The organism is Gottfriedia sp. OAE603, from assembly GCF_040543965.1.
In the GTDB taxonomy this organism is placed as follows: Bacteria; Bacillota; Bacilli; order Bacillales; family Bacillaceae_G; genus Gottfriedia; species Gottfriedia solisilvae.
This window is the reverse complement of the sequence record NZ_JBEUNN010000001.1, coordinates 707,427-731,594: the sequence shown is the minus strand read 5'-3', so window position 1 is coordinate 731,594 and position 24,168 is coordinate 707,427. Positions and strand designations below refer to the sequence as shown.

General features: G+C 32.6%; 17 protein-coding genes. 3 read left to right on the top strand and 14 right to left on the bottom strand.

Going from position 1 to position 24,168, the window contains the following annotated elements; translation table 11 throughout:
- The first annotated feature begins 157 nt into the window (after positions 1-157).
- Positions 158-442 (top strand): hypothetical protein, encoded by a 285-nt coding sequence (locus ABID96_RS03640; protein WP_192600862.1) that lies wholly within the window; start codon positions 158-160, stop codon positions 440-442.
- Positions 443-548: 106 nt separating this feature from the next.
- Here ABID96_RS03640 and ABID96_RS03635 read toward each other — a convergent pair whose 3' ends face one another.
- The 12 genes from ABID96_RS03635 to ABID96_RS03580 form a co-directional block, all read right to left on the bottom strand.
- The gene (locus tag ABID96_RS03635) at positions 549-1,637 is read right to left on the bottom strand and encodes a DNA alkylation repair protein (protein WP_192600861.1); all 1,089 of its coding nucleotides are present in this window, start codon (positions 1,635-1,637) and stop codon (positions 549-551) included.
- Between the two features lie 17 nt (positions 1,638-1,654).
- Positions 1,655-2,425, bottom strand: coding sequence for a hypothetical protein (locus ABID96_RS03630; RefSeq protein ID WP_192600860.1), 771 nt, complete (start codon positions 2,423-2,425; stop codon positions 1,655-1,657).
- Positions 2,406-2,894: an ECF transporter S component gene (locus ABID96_RS03625; protein ID WP_192600859.1), complete on the bottom strand. Its 489-nt coding sequence runs from the start codon at positions 2,892-2,894 to the stop codon at positions 2,406-2,408. The genes ABID96_RS03630 and ABID96_RS03625 overlap by 20 nt, the downstream gene beginning before the upstream one ends.
- The gene (locus ABID96_RS03620) at positions 2,884-3,507 is read right to left on the bottom strand and encodes a histidine phosphatase family protein (protein WP_192600858.1); all 624 of its coding nucleotides are present in this window, start codon (positions 3,505-3,507) and stop codon (positions 2,884-2,886) included. Before ABID96_RS03620 ends, ABID96_RS03625 begins: the two co-directional genes overlap by 11 nt.
- Positions 3,504-4,247 carry an adenosylcobinamide-GDP ribazoletransferase gene (gene cobS / locus ABID96_RS03615; RefSeq protein WP_192600857.1) on the bottom strand — a complete coding sequence of 248 codons (744 nt, stop codon included), beginning with the start codon at positions 4,245-4,247 and terminating at the stop codon, positions 3,504-3,506. The genes ABID96_RS03620 and cobS overlap by 4 nt, the downstream gene beginning before the upstream one ends.
- Positions 4,248-4,257: 10 nt before the next feature.
- Entirely contained in the window at positions 4,258-4,818 is a 561-nt protein-coding gene (gene cobU, locus ABID96_RS03610; protein ID WP_192600856.1) for a bifunctional adenosylcobinamide kinase/adenosylcobinamide-phosphate guanylyltransferase, read from the bottom strand.
- A gap of 229 nt (positions 4,819-5,047) precedes the next feature.
- On the bottom strand, positions 5,048-6,163 hold the full coding sequence (locus tag ABID96_RS03605; protein ID WP_192600855.1) for a Ger(x)C family spore germination protein: 1,116 nt from the start codon (positions 6,161-6,163) through the stop codon (positions 5,048-5,050).
- A 6-nt stretch (positions 6,164-6,169) separates the two neighbouring features.
- Positions 6,170-7,636: a spore germination protein gene (locus ABID96_RS03600; RefSeq protein ID WP_192600854.1), complete on the bottom strand. Its 1,467-nt coding sequence runs from the start codon at positions 7,634-7,636 to the stop codon at positions 6,170-6,172.
- The gene (locus tag ABID96_RS03595; RefSeq protein ID WP_192600853.1) at positions 7,633-8,703 is read right to left on the bottom strand and encodes a GerAB/ArcD/ProY family transporter; all 1,071 of its coding nucleotides are present in this window, start codon (positions 8,701-8,703) and stop codon (positions 7,633-7,635) included. The genes ABID96_RS03600 and ABID96_RS03595 overlap by 4 nt, the downstream gene beginning before the upstream one ends.
- 140 nt (positions 8,704-8,843) lie before the next feature.
- On the bottom strand, positions 8,844-13,013 hold the full coding sequence (locus ABID96_RS03590; RefSeq protein ID WP_192600852.1) for a S8 family serine peptidase: 4,170 nt from the start codon (positions 13,011-13,013) through the stop codon (positions 8,844-8,846).
- Positions 13,014-13,368: 355 nt separating this feature from the next.
- A complete protein-coding gene (locus ABID96_RS03585) occupies positions 13,369-17,508 on the bottom strand; it encodes a S8 family serine peptidase (RefSeq protein WP_192600851.1) in 4,140 nt (1,379 codons plus the stop codon).
- Between the two features lie 372 nt (positions 17,509-17,880).
- Complete coding sequence (locus tag ABID96_RS03580) at positions 17,881-19,125, bottom strand: helix-turn-helix domain-containing protein (protein ID WP_192600850.1); 1,245 nt, start codon at positions 19,123-19,125, stop codon at positions 17,881-17,883.
- Between the two features lie 514 nt (positions 19,126-19,639).
- Between ABID96_RS03580 and ABID96_RS03575 the strand changes: the two genes are divergently transcribed.
- Complete coding sequence (locus tag ABID96_RS03575) at positions 19,640-20,488, top strand: MurR/RpiR family transcriptional regulator (protein WP_087999666.1); 849 nt, start codon at positions 19,640-19,642, stop codon at positions 20,486-20,488.
- Between the two features lie 613 nt (positions 20,489-21,101).
- Here ABID96_RS03575 and ABID96_RS03570 read toward each other — a convergent pair.
- Positions 21,102-21,710, bottom strand: a complete 609-nt coding sequence (locus tag ABID96_RS03570) for a TetR/AcrR family transcriptional regulator (protein WP_192600849.1) — start codon at positions 21,708-21,710, stop codon at positions 21,102-21,104.
- A 183-nt stretch (positions 21,711-21,893) separates the two neighbouring features.
- On the opposite strand from ABID96_RS03570, the gene ABID96_RS03565 reads away from it, so the two are divergent.
- On the top strand, positions 21,894-23,081 hold the full coding sequence (locus ABID96_RS03565) for a YhgE/Pip domain-containing protein (protein ID WP_192600848.1): 1,188 nt from the start codon (positions 21,894-21,896) through the stop codon (positions 23,079-23,081).
- 221 nt (positions 23,082-23,302) lie between these two features.
- On the opposite strand, the gene ABID96_RS03560 is transcribed toward ABID96_RS03565, so the two are convergent.
- Entirely contained in the window at positions 23,303-24,124 is an 822-nt protein-coding gene (locus tag ABID96_RS03560) for an MBL fold metallo-hydrolase (protein WP_192600847.1), read from the bottom strand.
- Positions 24,125-24,168: the final 44 nt, after the last annotated feature.

Here is a 24,168-nt window from a genome sequence, read left to right as displayed (position 1 = left end):
GGTTCTTTTTTTGTTTAATTAATTTAATTTATATTATCATTTGTAGATTAACCTGCCAGTTCCTCGGTTATTTTTATTTAATCCCCACAGAAACTTAGTAATAATTGAATATAACTTTGCTAAAAAGGTAGATAATAAGATAAAAAGGTGTGTCATGATGGACTTTCCTACGATTCAAACAAATTTTTGGGATGCGGTTCTTGCAGTTCCCATTGTATTAGTAGTCACTCAACTACTAAAAGTATTTTTAAAAATAAAGAAACCCTATGTACCTATGCTTGCACTAGTTTTAGGACTCTGTTTTTCTATTTTCATTAGTCATAGACAACATCTGTTTTCGGGTATTTTTATGGGTTGGTTTTACGGTTATGCAGCAATTGGTTCTTATGCATCCTTAAAAACAACAATCCTATCATTTAGAAAAGAAAATAATAGTGAATAGATATAAAAAATAAAAATAGAGTTGCATAGGCAACTCTATTTTCAGTTTGTTGATAGAGATTTACATTAAAACCACCAGCAACATAGTTTATTTAAATTTCAGCTTGTTATTCAACTATAAAGTCTTTACTCACCATTTCGTTTCCATTAAGTAAGATTGTTATCGTGTGGGTTCCACAATAATGTTTTCTCGTAGATAAGTCTTTAAAAGAATGAGTTTTATTGTAGTGTAATGGTTTCGTTTGATCAACATGATTCTCACTTACTTTAAAAATTTTCTTTGAACGACTACCGTTTGCTTTCACATAATCAATTTTATATTCAATGCGAATTTTGGAAGGTGTCGTCTGATTACTTGTTACTTTAAATGAGAAGTGCAATTCTTCTCCAATACTTAATTTCTCAGGACTTATTGCAAAATCATCAATAGAAACTGAATCTGCTGAATCAAATCCAAAGATCGACATTGCTTCCTTATTCCCTTGTTTTAATAATGTTCTACATGCATGCTTAACGATCCAGTTCGTATATGCATTTGTTCCGTACCAGCTTTTAGCAAGATCTAATACAAGATTCGGATGGTCTCTTGAAATGTCATTTAAATTATTCGCTACACTTTTTCGTACATAAAGAGATTCATCTTCTTTTAAATTCTCTAAGATTGGTAATATTGGAAAGGGATTATTTTTTAGACTTTTTAGCACCATTCCCCAAGGTAATCTTGGGCGACTCCCTTCACTTGCTAACCTTCTTACATGTTCATTTGGATGTTTAGACCATTCTAACATTTGTTTCATCATTTTTTCTTCATCCTCAACAATGAAAGGTCTAACTGCAAATTCTGATGTTGAGTGTTGTGTAAATAATGCTAGTGCTTCAATCGATGCATCCCAATTTGCTAGACCATATACTTCTACAAAATCAGGAAAGAAGATACAGCCTAAATTATTTTTTGGAAACATATTTACTATTTGCATTAATATACTGAGAGCTTCCAGATAATCTTTTGGTAAAATATCTCCTAAACAAAGCGTAATATGCCTCATTCTTTCTTTCAGTGTTTTTTCAACCCATTGTTCATTAAAAACTAATTCAGTAAATTTCTTATCCTCAAAATCTAGATAAACTTCTTTAATTGACTGAGCAATTTTAGATATAAATTCTTCATTATAAATATCTTTTAAAGCATTAGCCATATACCTTCTCCATTATCTTATATGATTTCACCTAACTGTGTAATTTGTTGTGATATACTATCCTGTACTTTTTGAATATGATTCCGATCAACAACTGCAATTACACAAGTAGCTGGGCCAGCTGATTTTTCTAATAAAGTAGGTTCATTCTCGTAAATTTGAATGTCCCTATTATGTGTCTTGCTTAATTGTTTTAATTCATATTTCACACCTTGAGATCCGACAGGTAAAATATCTTTTACACCCGGAAGAACCGTTAACTGTTTTAACGATTGAAAATTAATGATTTCGTTTAAATTTTCATTTATATCTATTAATACTTCTTGTCCAACTTTAGGATATCCAATTAAGATAGTTACATCACCTTTATTTACATGGGGCCTTTCAAAAGGTTGATAGATTTCTCCCATTACTGTAATCCCTAGTGCTGTTTGTAAAGTAGGAATATTTTCTTCTGTACTTCCAGTTATATCAATATCTAATGCTTCATTAAAAAATTGAACCTCATTATACTCTTTAATTGCCTGTTTAATGCCTGATAAAATAAGTTTTCCTCTACCTTCCATCTCAACACATAAAGTATTAATAAGCAAAGTCGGTTTTGCTCGAAATGCTAATGTTTCAAATAGGCAAACGCGTGATGTTAAATAACCAACGATTGACTCTTCCACCTTTACAATATCTAATTCACTCATTCCAATTCCACCACAACTATCACAAGCAATTGTAAAATATCTGGATTCATCAATTTGTAATAAAGTTAAATCCCTATACTTGGAAACGTGCACGATTCATCACCCTTTGAATTATGTATGCAATGATAATATTCACCGCTGAAACAAGTGTTAAAGGAAGTACCATTAACTTAAAAAAGCCAATGACTGTCACCGTTTCATCTATGTATCCAATTAAAATACCACTTAAAAACGTAGCGATTGGACCGTTCAGCAAAATCGCTACGCTGATTGCTATTACGTCCTTCGAGCGCTTATATAACACTCCAAATAGCCAGACGATACAAAACATTTGGAATGCAATCAATACATGCATCGGTACTGTCAGTGGAAAACCAGATGTAAATGAAGATAGTAAATGACCTACTGCTCCAACGATTGCGCCTGCAATTGGAGATATTAGCATGGCTGCCAAGAAAGCTGGCATAGAATCTAACGCAATCGTAGAAAAAATTTTAATATTAGATAATACTGCACTAATTGAAATAAAAAGTGAAAGTATTACAAGTCTTCTAATCTCCAAATTCCTCATCCCCATATTCGAGTTGACTTATATTTTTGATATATCCAAAACCATCATTATATATTATTTCTATTACACACCCATTACTTGTATAGAACTTCCAAAATTCCTTTAAGTCTAAATCCAATAATGCTAAAATGATTAATTTTATAATGCCACCATGTGAAACAATAACCGCATCTTCATTCCTATTAATTAAATCTTTGCAAAATGAACTTACCCGTTCAAAACAAATTTTTAAACTTTCACCATTTGGAATTTGAAAATGAATGCTATCTTGAATCCAAGACTCTAGTATATCTGGATACATTTGAGTTAATTCTTCATATGTTTTATCTTCAAAGATTCCAAAATTCGTCTCACTTAACCTTGAATCTATAATGTTAATAGTTTGTAACAATCTTTCAATTTCTTCGGCAAGCTTCGTACATCTTTGAAGCGGACTAGAATATAATGAATAAGTCGATTTAGGAGAGATGATATGTAAAAGCTTCATCATAACTTCTACAACTTGCTGTTCCCCAAGAACCGTTAACACATAATCAGTTGATCCGGCATAAACCTTTTTCATATTCCCTTCACTTTCAGTATGTCTTACTAATAATATCTTCATATGAATTTACCACCAATTAGGACAAGGCATAAAAAGCACAACTGAGAAAATTCAATTGAAAACCCAATGACATCCCCCGTTATTCCATCAAGTTTACGATTGATTCTTTTAATAACTGCAATCATGATTAAGTATGTAAAGATGAGTGCTACAATCACCTCAAACTGGTGAAAAACAATACTTCCCGCACAAATAAGTACTGTAAAAAAAATAAAAACTATTAACGACCTTGTATTTTTCGCCTCTATCATAAACTGATTTCCAAAGCCTTCTTCTCTAGCATAAGTACTCATTCTACATGTCCATAACGCGATTTTGCGACCTATTATTGGAAATACAATGATGACAAAAACGGTGCTTTTTGATAAAAATATCCAATCACCTAGTAAGAGCACGATTAATGAAACAACTCCAAACGTTCCGATTCGACTATCTTTCATTATTTCTAGTATTCTTTCTTTAGAGCGATGACTAAAAATACCGTCACAAGTATCTGCTACACCGTCAAGATGTAGTCCACCAGTTAAGAAAATATAGAATATGATGATGAAAAATGCACTAATCTGATTCTCTATATTTAGTAATTGTAAAAGCATAAATAAGCCGCCTATTAAACAGCCAAACATAATACCTACTAAAGGAAGCATACGAATACCTTTTCCAAGCTCTGATTCAATAAATTGAACATTCTTTACTGGAATGGTTGAAAAAAAACTAAGGATCATCTTAAATCGATTCATTATTTTACCTCTATTTAATTCGTAATGGAATACCTGCAGTTACGAGTATTACTTCAGTTGCTTTAGACGCAATCAGTTGATTCATTCGTCCTGCAATATCTCTAAAAATAATACCTAATCGATATGAGGGAACAAGACCAAAACCAACCTCATTGGAAACAATACATAATGTTTTTTTATTACGCTCACATACATCAATTAGCTTTAAAATCTCTTCTTTAATACTAAGTTCAAGCAGTTCAATTTCCTCATTTGTAATATTGTCAAAATCAGTATAATGATCAAACATGATATTTGTAATCATAATCGTTAAGCAGTCAAATAAGATATGATTTACATTTTGAAAATTAAGATTCGTTTCTAGTAATTGAAAATCCTTATATTGCTCAATTGTATACCATTCTTTTTCACGATCTTGTTGATGTCGCTTAATTCGATTCATCATATCCTCATCGGTAGGAATTGCAGTTGCAATATATAGTACATCATTCAAACTTCCTTGCATTTCTTTCATCCGTTTTTCAGCATAAGAACTCTTTCCACTTCGTGCGCCACCAATTACAAGAATCAAACTGTTTCACCTCGAAAAAACCTCAAATTTTCATAAAAACAAATACCCCATAAGGGGTATGAACTTATGTATTGTTAAAATAATCGTAAGCTACATCCTGAAACCTCGTCAAGGACTAGTGTGTAAGTCTGATGATTAATCATTTGATTCTGTATTTTATTTCATGTTTTTAACAAGTCGCTTTTTTCATAAAAAAAGAAGGTTATTAACTAACCTTCGTCTTTTCTATTTACCTTTTATATGTTTGATTTTCTTGTATATATACATCAACATCTATATCTTTTACTGAATCCTTTTTTAACTCATTAATTTCTTTTATATCCCATTGCTTCGAATGATATCGAAAAGCCCTTTCAGTTATATTCAACAGATCTGCATCAATATCTGTTGACTTTGTTAAAGTTACATTTAAATCATCTTTGATTTTATCTTCAATCAATTTCTGTATTTTTTTCGTACCAAGTGAATCTTCGTTTTGTTCTACAATTGCTACAGCATTGATTTTGATTTTATAGTGAGGCTCTTTTTCGTTTAATACCTTTATTCTAGATTTTGATTTACTAACATCTAAATTAACCTTTTCTTTTTCAAAACTAATATTAATGACATCATTCTTTTGTTCTAGCCATCTAATACCAATTAGATCTCCTGATGTAACAAATCCTTTTAAATTTTTTTCTGATAAAATATAAGCACCATTCATATAGGCAACCTTTTTCGTTACATCTTCTTCATAATTTTCTTCATTTATTGCTAATGAAGGTATTAATACAGATCCTACTGGTTCATCGTATCTTGAAATATAATCCAAGTATCTTATATTTGAAATGACTAAGTTTTTCCTATCTTGTTGGAGCTGTGGCAGATCAAGAACAGTATATAATGTTGGGAGATTAAAGAAGCTTTCACTAGTAAAAATGTCCTTTATGTCTTCCTCTGTACCAAATAACCATGTATTATATCGTAATAATGACTTCTGACTAATAAAAGCATTCACATTCTTCAGTTGTTTTTCTATAATATTCTTACTGAGTACGATACTGATAACATGTCCATAAAAAAGTGGTAACGGAGCTTCTTGTTCTAATTTGTTTAAAGCTAACTGAATGGAGGCGCCAGTTGCTTGTCCTATTAAAACTGGTGGAGCTTCAACTAATGCGCCACCTTCCTGTTTAGCAATATTTGAAAAGTTTAACGCCTGAAACGTGACGATATATTGATTATCTTTAAAATCAAAGCCTAAACCAGTAACAAATGTCTGGGCTTGAACTAATTTACCTCCCAAACATCCTGATAACATCAATAAATGAAAAATAAGTAGTACAATCGCAACCTTTTTTTTCATTTCTGGTTACTCCTTCTTCCGCTTATCATCAATTGGATCTAATGATTGATGACGTTTATTCAAAAATTTCTGAGGGAGTCTAAAAGCCATAGCCATAATATCAAATTTATTAGGTTTTGAAGCTGTTATAGCGTATGGTTGACCAAAGCTGGTTAATGAAGCCACATGTGTTAAAATAAGGAAAAGTGCTGAGAAAAAACCTAATAATCCTAGAATTGTAGAGCAGATTAGGACAAATACTCTAAGGATCACAATATTTCCAGCTATATTTTGGTTAACAAGTGTATAACCAGATATTACAGTTATCGCAATGACAACCAACATCGTAGGGGAAGTTAAACCTGCTCGAATTGCTGCATCACCAATGAATAGCCCACCTAAAACTGCAACTGTTTGACCAACAGCTTTTGGTAATCGAACACCCGCTTCTTTAAACAATTCAAAAAATGCTAACATGATAAATGTTTCAATAGTTGATGATAAGGGTAACCCTAATCTGGAAACTGCGATTGTTGCAATATAAGGGTAAGGTACTTGATCCAAATGATATGTAACCAAAGCTAAGTAAAATCCAGGTAATAGAATTGTTGTAAATAAAGCCATCATCCTTAGATAGTGTACTAAATTAGAATAAAAAAAACTGCCATGAATGTCTTCAGGTGAATATAGAAGCTGATTAATGCTAGTTGGCCCGACTAAACAAGTAGGATTCCCATCAACTAAAATTCCAAATCTCCCTTGATTTAATGATTGAACAATATAATCTGGCCGTCCTGTATGATCCATTAATGGAAAAATAGAAAAAGAATGATCGTATAATAATTCTTCTATTTCATAACTACTAACAACAATATCAAGTTTAAGTGAACTTAATCGTTCTTTTACAGTAGAGAGGATTGTTGGATTTAGAATATCATCCATATAAAGTAAAATGACTTTTGTCTTACTCCTATCACCGATGAAAAACTCTATACTTTTTAGCGACGATGTCTTTAATCTTTGTCTTATTAATGCCATATTGTCAGAGATATTTTCGACGAAACCATCCTTTGGACCTCTGACCGATGTTTCAATATTTGATTCCTCCGGAGATCTCTTCGGGGGACTAGCCGCCGGAATTAAGAAAATATCATTTAAAAATGAGCTTAAAATAATTAAAGTCCCTGAAAAAAGCTCCTCTTCAATTTGATTCAAGACATCTTTTTGTTTATCAATTTTATTCGTTTCAACAACATTACTAATCAATTCATAATTTAGCATATTTTCTTTTTTTACAATTTCATATACCTTCGGTAGTACTTGGCTTATGTACTCTGTACTCACTAAGTTATGACAATAAATTGCTTTAATAAAATGTAATGTTTCTCCATCATTATAAGATTTCGTACGAATTTTAATATCTGAAGAATTTTCAAAAGAGTCTAGTAGCTCTATCAAGTTTAATTGATCTATTGAAGTTAATTCATTCATCATGAAGTTTCACCTTTTAATGTCATAATAATCAATAAAAATACCATTGTTATACACAGGAAAATTAAATTAATTAGAAAATAATAATGATGTAAGAAATAAAAAAATGAAGTCCCTCCCCAAGGAATCATTGCTCCTACCATAATAAACAAATATAACATTGGAAGACTCCACTTTTTTGTTCCAGTATGATTTAGAATACTATTTGCAATAAAACCGCTAAGGCTAATCCGAATAAAAGCACCTGCTATCCACTGGAAAATAGAAAGAAAATCTAGTCTTGTAATATGTAATCCTAGCGTTAAAATTCTCCATTGCTCATATGCTGGGTTTCTTAGTTTTTCTGCCTCACTCACCCCAAACTCTGTAATTGCACCTGTTAACGGTCCTAGTATTAATATTAGCAACGCACAGCTGACGACCAATAACCACTTTTTCTTCAACTGATCAGATAGAAAAGGTGTTAAAAATAATATAAAGAGAATTTCAAAGAAACCTGAACATGTATATAAAAAACCTTGAAAATAGTCTTTATATCCATTTTCAAAAATAGGAAATAACAGTTCATAGTTTTTATTATGAGTATTTCCTAAACTGACTAAAAAACCAAAAAACAGAACAATTGGTAATATGACCCATGCAATCGAACTAATTGTTCGTATACCTTTATATGAAGCGTAAAAACAAATAAAAGTAAACAGAAAAACAACAAATACATCAGGTACTTCTTGTGTATAGTTTGTGTTCGCCCAATAAAAAGTAGTTTTTAGTGAAATGTAAGCAGTAAACAAAAAATAGATAATAAAAATACCAGCAAAAAGATAATAAAATGGTTTCTTTAGCACCTTAAATAATATAGAAAGCAAATCTTCATTATTCATTTTCTTATAAACAAAGAAAAGTAAGAAACTCCATATTAAAAATGGAATGATACTAGAAATAACAGTTAACCATGAATCTCTATGCGATGATGATAGAATACTTGGTAGAATTAAAACATGTAACATAAAACCAGTAGACATGATGAGTAGAATGTATATATGAACAGATTGAATCACCTTATTATTCATGACAATCCCCTTAGAAACTTTTATTCAAATAATGTAACCAAAATAAAATACATTTATGTAAATAATTCCAGTTCTCACCAAAAAAGAGAAGCCAAAAATGGCTTCTCTCTTACATAACTCATATACTGACTTTATTCCTATTACTTCAACCCTAACTCAGTTAAAATACCGTCCAATGTAGCCCCTTTATATGAATTTTTAGCTTTTGGCGCATTTGAAACTGATGGATTTGTCTCACCGAAGTTCTTTACGATATAATTCATATCTTTTTCATCAATCACTTTGTCAAAGTTTACATCCGTTGTTACTTTATTTGTTCCCCAATATTTTTGGATTTCAATCGCATCTAGGACATCAATTACATTGTCTTTATTCACATCTCCAGCTGCTGCAACATCTAATAAGTAACGAAGCTGTCTACCTATTAAATCGCCACGAATATTATCAAATAATTGATCCATTTTTTGAGTCATTGTAAAGTGTCCTGGTACATCTACCTTTAATGTATATGGTTTGGAATCAACCTTAACTCCGTCAAATGCATAGTCACCTTGTTTTGAAGTAATTGGCGCTTCTAATATAGTTTTACCGTCGTATGATGTTAATGTAATTTTTGCACCAACTGTTCTTTGATCCACTGCATAATTTGTTTCACCTGTAGTTGGATTCTTTGTACCTTCAGCTTGTAGTGTTCCTGTCAGTTTAGAAACTGTTGGTTTTACTTGATAATCTTCAATATAAGTTAATACATTGTTTGTCTCTACATTCGATTGGTTAATCGTTGATCCGCTAATATTCCACGACTGAATTGCAGTTCCTGTTGTAAAACTTTTATCAAGTGTTTTTACATCGAAATTAAATAGCTGTAAATCTTTTGGTAACTTGTCTTCACTTAAATACGTAAAAGTAAAAATGTATTCTGATAAATCCGCTGAAACAGCTTTAGATGTTACTGAAATCTCTGCATCACCATATTGCTTAACTGCATTATTCACTTTTACATTTTCAATGATTCCTTGATTATTAAATACTCGCATCGTTATTTTAGACGTTTTCAATTTTTGTACATTATTTGAACTAACTGAGTAATTTACTGTATCACCAGTTGTAATATTCGTTTGATTTGCTTTTAAATAATAATAAGGTGTTGTATTTTTAACAAACACTACTTTTAGTTGAGAAGTAGGGTTAAGTGCAGCATCCATACCATAGAATGTTAGTGGTAAAGTTGGATATTTACTATCTACTAAAATTTGATCTTTATAATCACCATTTTTATCCACATGAATTGGTTGTGATGGGAAGAATGAGTTATACGTGTAAACAAATGTATTATCTGATTGATCTACAGGTATACCATATTTGCTAGCTGCTTCATCGATCTCTGGATCATTTATATTTAAGTTGAAGTCATATAAGAATTGTCCGTTTTCATCTAGTTGACTATCTTTATATTCAATTACCTTCTTCTCTAATTTATCAAAGCTAGATGTTAATTTTGGCACCCCATATTCCAGCATAAAGTCTTTTGCAGCAGCAAATGATTTTCCACTTGGACTAGTTCCAACTAATCTTAATTTATAATGTCCTGGTTTAATTAATTCGTATTTACTACTAATTGGATTTTTGGCATCTCCTGTGAATGGATAGTAAGTTGCTCCAACAAGTCTACCAATATTGTAAACTTGATTTTCTGCCATTACTGAAGTATTGAATGAACCAATTAAACCTAAATCTTCCCCGGTTGTCGGATCTTGAATCACCACATCTAGCGTTTTCATATGTGTTTTTAATTCAACTTTTCCATCCATAAATGGATAGGCATAAGTTGGATTTGTAATTTTATTTGAGTAAAGTGGGTTAAATAAATCAAATGTTTGGATACCCTCTTCTACAACACGTACGCCAAATGGGATTTGATATTGCTCAGTTGGGTCTGCATTATTTTTGAAAGTAATATAGCCTTCATATGTTCCTACTTCAGCTGTTTTTGGTATGTTTAAGCTATATTTTATCGATTTTGAACTAATCCCATTTAATTTAACTGATGAAGGTCCACTTAAAGTAACGTTATTTGAAACGGCATCTTTTGAACCTCTTAATCCTGTTTGATACTTCACATCTACACTAAATGTTTTGGCTTTTTCACTTCGATTTTTCAAAGTAATATTACGCGCTTCTGAAATATCATTTTCATCAAATCCAAATGAACCAAAGCTCATTCCACCAGTTAATTCATTCATCATTTTTTGTTTTCCATTTACAATTGTTGGCGTTTGATCAACAACTTCTAATTCTACATTGGAGTGAATTGCTTCATACGCATCAACTCGCCCGCTCCCTACTTCAAATACGCTATAAGCGTTTGATAATGGGTCGGCTGTATTCATTAAGATTGATTTAATATCTGCTGGTTCAAGCCCTTTATTTGATTGAAGTAATAAAGCTGATACACCTGCAACATATGGTGTCGCCATTGAAGTTCCTGATAAGCGCTCGTACGCATATTGATAATCCTCTGGTTTTGTTCCATCACCCGTCTTATTATTTACATAAAATGGAACAGTTGAAAGAATTGATACACCTGGTGCAGTTACTTCCGGTTTAATATCGTAATTCACTCGAGATGGTCCTCTTGAACTAAATGCAGCTAATTCATCTGAAGCTGTTTGAATCTTAGAAAATTCGCCAAATGTAAACTCATTTTTACCAGACTTAATGGATTCTGTGATTGCTAAACCTTCATCGTATGAAACTGAGAAGGAAGGAATTGCATCAACCGATTCACCTAAAAATGCTTGAATTGCTCCTTCATTTTTGTTTTCAACATTGTTAGCCATTAAAACGCCTACTGCACCCGCAGCCTTGGCATTTTTGATTTTATCAATTAAGGCAATCGTGCCACGTTGGATGTAAGCAACTTTTCCCTTTACATCTTTACCTGTAAAGTCAGCCGGACTTGCTAATCCAACATCTACAAGTTGATATGCTTTTCCTTTCAAGCTTGTTAAGTCATCTGAGTAGTTTTGTGCTAATTGCCTAATATTGTAGTCACTACCATTTTGCACTCCACTAAATTGATAAAGATCAATCGCCACTGATGACGCGCCAACTGTTAAAGCCAATGCGGCAGCTCCAGGAGAACCTAATGTATCCATTTTATCTCCACTATTCCCCGCTGCTACAACAGTCGTTACTCCACTAAGCACAGCGTTATTAACTGCTACAGAAGTTGCATATAGTGGATCATTTAGTGAAGCACCTAATGACATATTAATAACATCCATGCCATCATTCACTGCTTTATCAATCGCAGCAATAATATCATCACTTGAACCACTTCCACCTGGACCAAGTACGCGGTAAGCATACAGATCAGATTCTGGTGCAGCACCTACTTGTTTATATTCACTATCTGATACTCCTCGCCCACCTATAATACCTGCAACATGTGTACCGTGTTCAGTATAATAGTCTGCACCATTTGCAGATCCTGGTTTTCCAGCTTTAACCCAATCTGTATATGTAGTTTCCATTGGATCGCTATCATCATTTACAAAGTCATATCCGCCTTTATATGCGTCTTTTAAATCTGGGTGATTGTAATCAATACCTGTATCAAGAATTCCGATTTTAATTCCTTTTCCAGTTAACCCCTCCGCATGCAACTGATCTAATCCATCATATGGCGTATAGTTCGCAATATTAAATTCATCTGCTTTTAATTCTTCAGTTTTTTCTAGCTCTTTTGGAGGATCAACCATAAATTTTTCATTACTCCAAACTGTTTTAACAGCTTTTGATTTTAATAGATTCTTTATTTGATTTGCTGGTAGATCCAATGCAACACCATTAAATGCGTGTTTATAAGAGCGTTTAATCTTAAAGTCTACCTTCTTATTGTTCTCATCCGTTAATACTTGTCCCACATCATTACTAAAAGTTACATGGTCTTGCTCAGCTAATTTTGATGCCTCTGCTTCTGTTAATGACTTTCCTTCAACCTTAGCTTCGACTTGGGCAACTTTTGCTGGTTTATTAGAAAACTCTACAATAACTGATGTTTGTCTAGTAGTCGTTTGATCAATTTCCTCAGAAATTTGTAGTCCTGTCTGTTCGTTCGTTGAAAGTTCTTTAAGTGCAGCTCTTTGCTGTGAAGTTAAATTGGCAAGAATTGTTTCTGTCTTTGTTTTACTTGCAGCGATTGACACATTTGTCACTTGTGAAAGTGGAGCCATAACAAAACTTGATGATAGAGCTAAAACCGTAAAGCTTTTTAAAAACTTTTTCTTTTCTACTCTTTTCCCCATTGTTCATCCTCCTAAAAATCTCTCAACTAAAAGTAAAGTTTAATGATTTTTGCAATTTGAATACTAAAGTTATCAAACCCTTCAGCAATCATTTTCTTTCTATTCACTAAAGCTTACTTTGTCTATTTCAATTATCAAGAATATTCAAATTAGGGTCAATTGGGTTAATGAGTCCCTAAAATAGCAACGCTTTACCATACTCTTTTTCAAAATTTGGCATATTCTCTTATAAAAAATGCTAAAAAAAACCCAAGATAGCCCAAATTTTAATAAAAAAAGAGAAACCATAAAAATGGTCTCCCTTTTCTAGTCTAATTACCTATCTTATAAATATTTCACTACTATTTTCCCTGTCCTACTTCATTCCTAGCTCTTTTAAAATACTGTCCAATGTTTTTCCTTTATAGGAATTCTTAGCTTTTGACGCATTATTCACAGTCGGATTTTGTAATCCAAAGTTTTTGATAATGTAATTCATATCCTTAGAATCTACTACTTTATCAAAGTTAAAATCTGCAGAAGCTTTGTTAGTTTCCCAGAAATTTTGAACTTCAATAGCATCTAAAACATCAATTACATCATCTTTATTTACATCCCCAGCCGCGGCTGTTGATAAACTATATCTATACCACTTGCCGATTGTTTCCCCACGAACTTCATCAGATAAAACAACTTTTTGGTTCATCGTAAAATGACCAGGTACATTTACTGTTAATGTATAGGCATTTTTATCAGGTTTAATACCATCAGCATTATATGAACCATATTTATCGATAATTGGGACTTCAACAACTGTTTTTCCGTCGTAGGAAGTAACTGTTACTTTTGAGTTAGTTTTACTTAGATCAACTGCATAATTCGTATCACCAGTAATTGGGTCTTTTCCACCCTCAACTTGTATTACTCCTTGTAATCTTGAAAAAGTAGGCTTAACTTTAAAATTTTCCATATAAGCGTAAACATCTTCCGCCTTTACGTTTGCTTGGTCAATCGTTGAAGCACTCATGCCATACCAGTAAGGACTATCTTTCGTAAACTTGTCAGACGTTTTTAGGTCAAAATTAAATAACGGTAAATCTTCTGGTAATTCTTTATCACCTAAATAAGTAAAAGTAAAAGTATAATTCGATGGTGTAGAGACTAAACTAACCTCCGCGTCACCATACCTTTTAACTGCATCATTTACGACTACATTTTCAACTGAAGCGTAATCATAATTTCTCATTGTAATTTTAGTCGTTTTTAACTTTTTGACATTATTAGAACGAACAGTATAGTTAACAACATCACCTGTATTAACATTTTGTTTATTTGCTTTTAAATAGTAATAAGGTAAATTTTGATCCACGAACACGACTCTTAACATATTAGTTGCATTTGCAGTAAAGTTTCTCGCTGCATCAAAACCATAAAACTGAACTTGCAATGGTGCAGATTGCTTTCTCACTAAAATTTGGTCAGTGTAATTTCCGTCTTTATCTGTCTTTATTGGATTCGCAGGAAATGGACTATTGTAAAACGAAACAATCGAGTTACTTGATTGATCAAGACCTAAGTAAGCTGCTTCTTCTGTTTCTGGATCATGTAAGTTAATGTTAAAGTCGTATAAGAATTGTCCATTTTCATCAAATTGACTATCTTTATATTCAATTACCTTTTGATCTAATGAATCAAAACTAGACTTCATTTTTGGAGCCGCTAAGTCATAGATGAAATCTGATACTTTTGAGAATGATTTCCCTTGATTATTCGTTCCAACCATTTTTAATTGATAATGACCTGGTTTTGCAAAGCTCGGTTCATTACTAATTGGATTTTTAGAGTCTCCTGTGAATGGATAGAAAATAGAATTAAATCCTCTTCCAATATAATATTCCTGGTTTTCATTTAATGTGATAGGCGTGAATGAACCAACTAAACCTAGGTCTTCACCTGTAATTGGATCATGTAATAAAACATCCAATGTCTTCATTTCGGATTTTATAGAGAATTCAAAACCAAGAAACGGAAACGAATTTGCTGGCCATGAGGTATCAGTTGAAAACGTTGGATCTGCTTTAAAGAGATCAATTCCTTCATTCACTACTCTTCCACCGAATGGAATTTGATATTGTTCTGTTGGATCTTCGTTATTCGTAAACGTAATATATCCTTCATACGATCCTTTTTCTGCTGTTTTCGGAATGTTGAGTTTGAGATTAATAGTTTTTGAGCTAATTCCATTTACCTTCACTGAAGTAGGACCATCTAACGTTACATTGTTTTTTGCCGCGTCTAATGAGCCTCGAGTGCCTGTCTGAAATTTAACATCTACGTTAAACGTTTTCGCTTTTTCACTACGATTTTTTAGCGTAACATTTCGTAAATCCGATACATCTTGATCATCAAATCCAAAAGAACCAAAGCTAATTCCGCCTGTTAATTCTTTTATCGATTTTTGTTTTCCATTAATAATAGTCGGCGTTTTATCAACTACTTGTAATTCCACATTTGAGTGAATTGCTTCATATGCATCAACTCGACCACTTCCTACTTCAAATACACTATAATCCTTAGATAATGGATCTGCTGTATTCATTAAAATCGATTTAACATCAGCCGGTTCAAGGTCTCTATTTGATTGAAGTAATAATGCTGATACACCTGCTACATAAGGTGTAGCCATTGAAGTGCCTGATAGTCGTGCATATGCATACTGATAATCTTCCGGTTTCGAACCATCGACGGTTTTATCATTTATATAAAATGGAACTGTTGCAAGAATCGAAACACCGGGAGCAGTTACTTCTGGTTTAATATCATAATTCACTTTAGAAGGACCTCTTGAACTAAATGCTGCCAGTTCATCAGATGCTGTTTGAATTTTACTAAAATCACCAAATGTGAATTCTGTTTTACCGGCCTTAATAGCAGTTGTAATCACTTGTCCTTCTTCAAACGATACTGAAAACGAAGGAATCGCATTCATTGATTCACCTAAAAATGTTTGGATTGCTCCTTCTGCTTTGTTTGCTTCGTCATTTGCCATAACCACACCTACAGCACCTTGAGCTTTTGCATAAGCAACTTTAGAATCTAATGTATAAACACCTCGGTTCATGTATACAAATTTTCCTTTTACATCTTTACCTGAATAGCCTTTTGGATCTCCTAGTCCTACATCCACGATTTCAATCTTTTTCTCTTTTAAAGTTGATAGATCATCTTTATAATTTTTCGTTAATTGTCTTAACTTATAATCTTTCCCATCAAAAGAACCAGTATATTGATAAATATCAATTGCAACAGATGAGGCACCTACCGTTAATGCTAATGCGGCAGAACCCGGAGAACCAAGTGTCCACATTTTATCACCGTTATTACCCGCAGCTACAACAGTTGTAACACCACTTAAAACAGCATTGTTTACGGCAATTGAAGTTGCATAAAGTGGATCATTTAATGTTGCGCCAAGAGACATGTTAATAACATCCATTCCATCTTGCACTGCCTTATCAATTCCGGCAATAATGCCTTCACTCGTTCCACTACCATAAGGGCCCAAAACACGGTATGCATAAAGATCTGCCTCTGGTGCAGCACCAATAGATGAATACTCGCTATCTACTACGCCACGTCCACCGATAATTCCCGCTACATGTGTACCATGTTCCGTATAATAAGTACCTCCGTTTACTTCTGGTTGACCTGATTTCTTCCAATCCTCATATGTTGTTTCCATTGGATCACTATCGTTATCAACAAAATCATATCCGCCCTTATATCCATCCTTTAAATCAGGATGGTTATAGTCCATTCCAGTATCTAGAATACCAATTTTAACTCCTTTACCTGTGTATCCTTCTGCATGTAAACGATCTAAACTATCATATGGTGAATAGTTTGCTACATTAAATTCATCAGCTTTTAATTGCTTATTTTCTTGGTTCTCAATTGGTGGATCAATGGTAAACTTCTCATTACTCCAAACCTTCTTAACAACTTTTGATTTTAAAAGATTTTGAACTTGATTGGCTGGTAGACTCATTGAGACTCCACTAAATGCATGCTTATATGAACGATGAATCTTATAATTTATTTTTTTATGTTTATCATCTGTTAATACTTGTCCAACTTCATTTGTAAAAGTAGAATGATCTTCATCAACTAATTTTGAAGCATCCTTTTCAGTCAATGTTTTCCCTTCTACACCTGCTTCAATCTGTGCTACTTTTGCTGGTTTATTTGTAAATTCAACGATTACATTTATTTGATTTGCTGATGTTAAATCTATGTCTGAAGAAATCTGTTGATCAGAACCCTCATTTACTGACATTTGATGTAAAGCATTTCTTTGTTCAGTTGTTAAATTTGCTAATATATCTTCAGACTTCGTACTACTTGCTGCTTTAGAAACCTCCATTGTTTGACCAAGTGGAGATAAAACAATACTTGATGATAGGGCTAATACTGTAAGGCTTTTTATTAACTTCGTTTTCTCTACACGTTTCCCCATTTTTCTTCCTCCCATTTATCATTGTCTAAGATCTACTAAAAAATTGAACGATGTTTTGAAATCAATGACTTACTCTTGAACTTCAATTTCACCTGAACAAACTTCATTTATATTAGTTTTATTATGAAAAATAAGATGGGCATTATCAATTGGGTTATTTATCTAGGATTCTATCAATGTCTTCTCTGTTTTCGACACGAATCAACAAATTTTCCTACGAGGATTCACCATAAATAAACCAATTTTTTAATTTTCTATTTGTTTTATAATGACTAATATAATGTAATGTGTTTTAAAATTTTTACGCAAAATAAAATAAAAAAATACATAGAAGTCTAGTTAGGTCTAAACATCTATGTATTTCATATTTTTTTACACAATAACAGATTGGGCTAATTCAGTTGCTTTTTGATATTGGTTCGTCTCAATATAATATAAATAAAGCTGCTTTCCATATTGCTCGATATAAAAATTATTATTAGTTGAATAAAAATATGGCAGTGCTTCATCAACTAAAAATTGATAGTACTTACTGTCATTTTTTTCAGCTTTCAATTTAAATAATCTAATTAAAATAGTATGAACTGGACTTTTTAACAGTTTTGCTAAACTAGCACCGATTTTGAGCTTCTTTATTAGAATGTCTTTTTGTAATAATGCACCTTCCGTACTTGCTTCAAGATAGTTACATAAGCGTCGTAAATAGACAATAGATTGCTGATTCTCTGTTTCATTCATACTTTTCTCAAAGTATTCTTGTGCCTTATCATATTCTTGTCTTTTAAAGTACTTAACGCCCAGATTATTTAACAGAATTGCCTTACGATCACGTGCGCCTAGTATTTCACAATTATGTATTAAATCTGTATACCTTTTAACGGTTTCAATAAAATCCATTTCAACCTCACTACCATATTGAAGTAGCATGACTGTTTCAGCACTAATCGCTAATAAGTAGTTATTCGTTCTTTTAAAATATGCTAATGCCAATTCTGTATATTTATAAGCCAATATTTTGGATTTTCCATAATGATAAGCAATCCCTAAATGGTAATAGTATTCTTCATTTCTGTATTCATCTATATTGATTTTTTTTAATATTTGTATCGCTTTTTGATGATCTTCATTACTTGAACTAGCATTAATCTGAATATAATACATTCCTTGTAAGTGATATAGTAAGTTTTTTTCAAACGCAGATAGCTCAGAAAAATCTTTTTGTACATCATTAATTGTTTGAAATGCTAATTCTAAATTCTGATGATGAAAATAATATCGAGCTTTTAATAAAGAATAATGTGCAGCATATTGTGTGTAAGCAATAAAAGGCATTTGATCAAGCTCTGTTTTTAAAGCTTCTATTTGTTGTCCCTTTTTCATAATCAATGCATCATGCCATTGATTAAGTAGATTTTCTATGAGATGAAACGACTGTATTTCTTGATGTATGTCAATTCCTAGTCTTTCTGAAAATAAGGTAATAATGTCAGGTGAATATGCAGTTTTTCCTCGTTCAATTTTACTAACATGCGTCGTTGTACATATCCCTTCCCCAAGCATGGCTTGAGTAAGACCCATTTTTTCTCGATAAAATTTAATGATTTCACCTTCTAACATTATTCGCCCCCCTTAAGCATCCTCTATTTCTCTTTATCTATCTATGTATTCTTTCTTGAAAATTAATATCCTCTAATACTTTTACGAATTAAGTAGATGTACCTAAGGGAAATAAAATTTGTTAAAAAAAGACAAAGCGTCCCAAAAAAGGACTCTTTCTTTTAGACTATTTTTTGTAATCATTTAGTCATTTAACTTGTCAGACATTATACAAATATATTGAGAATTATCATAATGCTCAAGCATTTATCTTTCCGCCTATTCTTAGATTTGGTATTTTCTTTGCATGCCGTAATAAATAATATTTTTATCCATAAAATAATGTCTAATTAAAAAATTTTTCTTTGTTACTATTAGGCATAAAAGAAATTTTTCACAAGAAAGGGTTTTCATATCATTTAAAAAATCTGATTCTTTACTATATAATAAGATTAAAGAGTTTATTTTCTAAAAACGAACACTATTAAGCTTAAATTTTATGTTATCTTATAAACAATTTGAAGGGTGTAAAACGATGGAACAAACCAACAGTTTAGGCAAAATCCGTTCTTACTATGCACGATTAAGTGACAAAGAAAAAAAGATTGCAGATTATATACTACAAAATCCAAAACATATCATTCACAGTACCATTACTGAAATTGCTGAGATTTTAAACGTCGCTGATGCAACCGTTTTCAGATTTTGCAAACGAATTGGTTTTAAAGGCTATCAAGCTCTAAAAATTGCACTTGCGACGGAGATTATGACACCTATTCAACAAATTCATGAAGAGATCAATGAAAACGACGATGAAATTACAATCGCTAATAAAATATTCAAATCTAATATAAGAACATTAGAAAATACAGCACAAATTTTGGAAGGTTCTTCATTTAAAAAAGCAGTAGAATTAATTCTTTCTGCCAACCGTGTTGAGCTTTATGGAATAGGTGGCTCATCCGTTATTGCTATGGACGCATTTCATAAATTCATTCGAACTGGCATAAAAGCAAATTCATACACAGATTCACATTTCCAATTAATGGCCGCTTCACAGCTTACAAAAGATGACCTAGCAATCGTCATCTCCCATTCAGGTTCAAACAAAGATACCATTCGTATACTACAAGTATTAAAAGACTCAGGTGCCAAAACGATTGGAATTACTGGATTCCCAAAATCAGCATTAAGTCAAAATGTAGACGTAGCCCTTTATACCTCATCAGAAGAAACAGAATACCGTCCCGAAGCACTTGCATCTAGAATTGCTCAATTAAGTATTATCGATGCTTTATACGTTAACGTTATGATATTAAATGAACACAAAGCAAAAGCCTCATTTGAAAAAGTTCGCACTGCAATTTCTGAAACAAGGTCATGATTCATTAATGGGTTTGGATTCAGATAATAAATATATAATTAGACAAATAATTTTAGAAGACCAAATCGTATATGATTTGGTCTTCTTGTTTTGTAATGCATGCATAACCCACATCCTGTGGGACTAGGAGGCTCAGCGCCAACCCCATGGAAAGTAAACATCCTGGAGTGGTATTCAAGCATTCCTTTTTATATAAACATTATTAGATGAATAGAACTTTTAAGAAATGATTTTTGTTTTAATTTAGAAATAGAATGGAACGCAAGGATGCTCGACTCCTATGGGAACTGTCGGACAGCCGAGACCCCACAGGCGCGAACGCGCCGAGGAGGCTCAGCGCCAACCCCATGGAAAGCAAACATCCTGGAGTGGTATTCAAGCATTCCTTTTTATATAAACATTATTAGATGAATAGAACTTTTAAGAAATGATTTTTGTTTTAATTTAGAAATAGAATGGAACGCAAGGATGCTCGACTCCTATGGGAACTGTGGGACAGCTGAGACCCCACAGGCGCGAACGCGCCGAGGAGGCTCAGCGCCCACCCCATGGAAAGCGAGCATCCTGGAGTGCAATTCAACGCATTCTTTTTTTTAAAAATGTTCTCTTAAGTTTATTTAACCATTCCACCAAGGATTTGACTCATAAATTTAACAATCTTCAAATGGACAACTGCCATCTCCTCTGGTGTATGAGGAACATCTTTCTCAAACCATTGTTCAATTACACCAAAAAAGGCTGAAGAAATAAAAGCAGTAGAATACTCATACGGTATCGTCAGCGAATTTTCAGTACCAATTAACTTTACTAACTTCTCATATAACGCAGTTTTTAATATATTCTTCATTTTCTTTGGAAATGCTGGATCACCTTTCGAACTAATAAGCACTTTGATAAATCGAGCATTTTCTGTTAGATATTCAAATACCTTTATTATTGGCGGATATTTCAAATCATTTGAGTAATGCTCAAAGAGGTCCGACGGATTCATATCCTTCATAGCATCTTTTAAACCAACAAGTATTTCAGTTTGGTTCTTTTCCATTAGATCATACTTATCTTGATAATGAAGGTAAAAAGTCCCTCGATTTAAGCCAGCCTTCATTGTAATATCTCTTACTGAAATTGATTCAAATCCTTTTTCTTCAATTAATTCTACGAATGTATCTCTAATTAATTGTTTTGTTTTTGCCACCTTTATTTCACGTAATGTTTGCGTCATTATTAGCATCCTTTTACATTTTTTCATTTCACTAGACATATTGTTAGAAAGTGTTCATTAATGAACATTTTCTATTTTATTGGTTATTGTGATTAATTAAAATTCATTGTAATATTTCTTCATGATAATAGTCAACACGGTGTTTAGTAATTTACCAAAGCATAGCAATAAGGAGGCAAATAAATGAATTTACTAAAACAAAAACAAGCGTTACTTGCTCCAATTATAGTATTAGTTGTTGTCGTTATTTTTTCACTTACTTTAGCATCATCCGTTAACCCGACACCAAAAAACCTGCCCATAGCTATTGTAAATGAAGATGAAGGAATTACTGTTCCAACAAAAGATGAGATCAATCTAGGTAAGATCATGGTTTCAAAAATAAATGAAGTAACAAACTCCCAAAAGGAGAGTGCTGTTAATTGGATTCAAGTGTCTAGTGAAGATAAAGTAAGAAAAAGCTTAGATGATAAAAAGTTTTATGCAGCACTGATTCTTCCAAAGGATTTAAGTCAAAAACAAGCTACATTAAAGACCGCTAATCCATCTCCTATCGAGATAAAAGTATTGTTAAATCAAGGGATGAATGCCAATGCATCTACAATGGCAGGCCAAATCCTAAACAATGTAGTGAACCAATTAAGTATGAATATACGTACTGAAGTTTTGAGCGAATTAGAGAAAAATAACACTTTAATTTCAGCAAAACAAGCTAGTGTTTTAGCAAGTCCAATATTAAATAAAATGGAAAATGTAAATGAAATTGGTACACATACTGCAAATGGAAATGCACCGGTCATTTTAATTACCCCTTTATGGATGTCTAGCTTAATTGGGGCAGTTATTATCTTTTTAGGTAAAAAGAAAACAAATATGACAACATCAGTTAATAAATTAAAAGTAATACTTGAACAAGTAGCTTTAGCTATTATTTTAGCATTTGTAGCTGGATTCGGGATTACATTAATGGCTGATTGGATTGGCTTTACAATACCTAACTTTATAGATACTGCACTATATTTAACGATTGCATACTTTAGTTTCCATATATTAATATCTGCAGTTATGTCTTGGGTTGGTTTTGGAGGAGTTGGTCTATTCGCTCTAATTTTCTTCTTTGCAGGATCAATTATTGGAATGGCTCCAGAGCTTTTACCAAAATTCACACATGATTGGATTTACTCATGGGTTCCGATGCGATTTGGCGCTGATGGTTTAAGAGAAATCTTCTATTTTGGAAAGGAATTATCATTCAGTCATTCAATGGTCATATTAGTTTGGATTGCATCTGTTTCTACTATTGTATTACTTGTATCTGCATTCAAACAAAATAAGATTCAGAAGGAACAACAGCTATCATTAAATGAATAAACAAAATTAATAAAACAAATAAGGACCTTACAAAGGTCCTTATTTCAGTTTGTAGACAAAGTACAAAAACTAAGAGTTTCAGACTGATTGAAAACGCTTGTCTTTCGAGGCGTGAAGCCTGATGAGGAGCGGACTTACCTTAGACGGTCGGTAATGAGCACCTTAGACAGGCGAAACAACGAAGAAAGCAAAGGTTTGGCGGTTAGTCTGTAAGAAATAATTTAAGTGTTAAACAGCTTACCATTTAATGCATCTATATATCTTCTGGCTGATTTTCTTACTACATTTTTAGCATCGTATGTTACGACTCCATGAAACGCATTATATATTCTATCAAATGTCAGCTCATTAACAGCATTTGAAATTTCCTGAACCTTGCTTGCTGGAAGTGGGATTAGATTTGGATAACTGTACATAAAGCTAACCCAATTCGGGTCGGCAACAACTTGTATAATATCTCCCGTTAATAAAATCCCTTTTTGATTATTTCCATTTTTCCATTCTAAAACTGCACCTCCCTTAAAATGACCTCCTAACCGATGGAGCATAATTTCCTTATGTAATTCATGTGTATCTCCAGACCAAAAAATAATTCGGTCACTAGTCCTTACAACCCATTCTCTGTCATCTTCATGTATATAAATAGGGACATCAAAAGCCTCAGCCCACTCGATTTGGCTTGAATAATAATGCGGATGAGATAGCGCTATTGCATCAACTCCTCCTAACTGATTAATCGCTTCTATCGTGTGATCGTCAAGTAAAGTGATACAATCCCATAAAATATTGAATCCATCCATTTGAATTAGATAGGCTGTTTGACCGATTCCAAATTTAGGACTTGTTTTTATACTATATAATCCTTGCTCCTCAAGTATAATGGAATTTTGATAGGTTCCCATTTTCATAGATTCTAATGTGGTCCATGACTGACCATTAGGGTTTACATATTGTCGTTCTTCATTACAGATTAAACAATTATTCGGATGATTAATTGAGCCTTCATATTGGACTCCACAAGTAGTACAAATAAAGTTTTCCATCTCTAGTTTCTACCCTCTTTCATAAAGATCATTATTTCCATAAA

Excerpts from the sequence above, each read along its gene's own strand:
- ABID96_RS03620 (WP_192600858.1), bottom strand. The coding sequence starts at position 3,507 with ATGAAGATATTATTAGTAAGACATACTGAAAGTGAAGGGAATATGAAA.
- ABID96_RS03570 (WP_192600849.1), bottom strand. The coding sequence starts at position 21,710 with ATGACGCAAACATTACGTGAAATAAAGGTGGCAAAAACAAAACAATTA.
- ABID96_RS03575 (WP_087999666.1), top strand. The coding sequence starts at position 19,640 with ATGGAACAAACCAACAGTTTAGGCAAAATCCGTTCTTACTATGCACGA.
- ABID96_RS03635 (WP_192600861.1), bottom strand. The coding sequence starts at position 1,637 with ATGGCTAATGCTTTAAAAGATATTTATAATGAAGAATTTATATCTAAA.
- ABID96_RS03590 (WP_192600852.1), bottom strand. The coding sequence starts at position 13,013 with ATGGGGAAAAGAGTAGAAAAGAAAAAGTTTTTAAAAAGCTTTACGGTT.
- ABID96_RS03595 (WP_192600853.1), bottom strand. The coding sequence starts at position 8,703 with ATGAATAATAAGGTGATTCAATCTGTTCATATATACATTCTACTCATC.
- cobS (WP_192600857.1), bottom strand. The coding sequence starts at position 4,247 with ATGAATCGATTTAAGATGATCCTTAGTTTTTTTTCAACCATTCCAGTA.
- ABID96_RS03585 (WP_192600851.1), bottom strand. The coding sequence starts at position 17,508 with ATGGGGAAACGTGTAGAGAAAACGAAGTTAATAAAAAGCCTTACAGTA.
- ABID96_RS03640 (WP_192600862.1), top strand. The coding sequence starts at position 158 with ATGGACTTTCCTACGATTCAAACAAATTTTTGGGATGCGGTTCTTGCA.
- ABID96_RS03560 (WP_192600847.1), bottom strand. The coding sequence starts at position 24,124 with ATGGAAAACTTTATTTGTACTACTTGTGGAGTCCAATATGAAGGCTCA.
- ABID96_RS03565 (WP_192600848.1), top strand. The coding sequence starts at position 21,894 with ATGAATTTACTAAAACAAAAACAAGCGTTACTTGCTCCAATTATAGTA.
- ABID96_RS03605 (WP_192600855.1), bottom strand. The coding sequence starts at position 6,163 with ATGAAAAAAAAGGTTGCGATTGTACTACTTATTTTTCATTTATTGATG.
- ABID96_RS03600 (WP_192600854.1), bottom strand. The coding sequence starts at position 7,636 with ATGATGAATGAATTAACTTCAATAGATCAATTAAACTTGATAGAGCTA.
- ABID96_RS03580 (WP_192600850.1), bottom strand. The coding sequence starts at position 19,125 with ATGTTAGAAGGTGAAATCATTAAATTTTATCGAGAAAAAATGGGTCTT.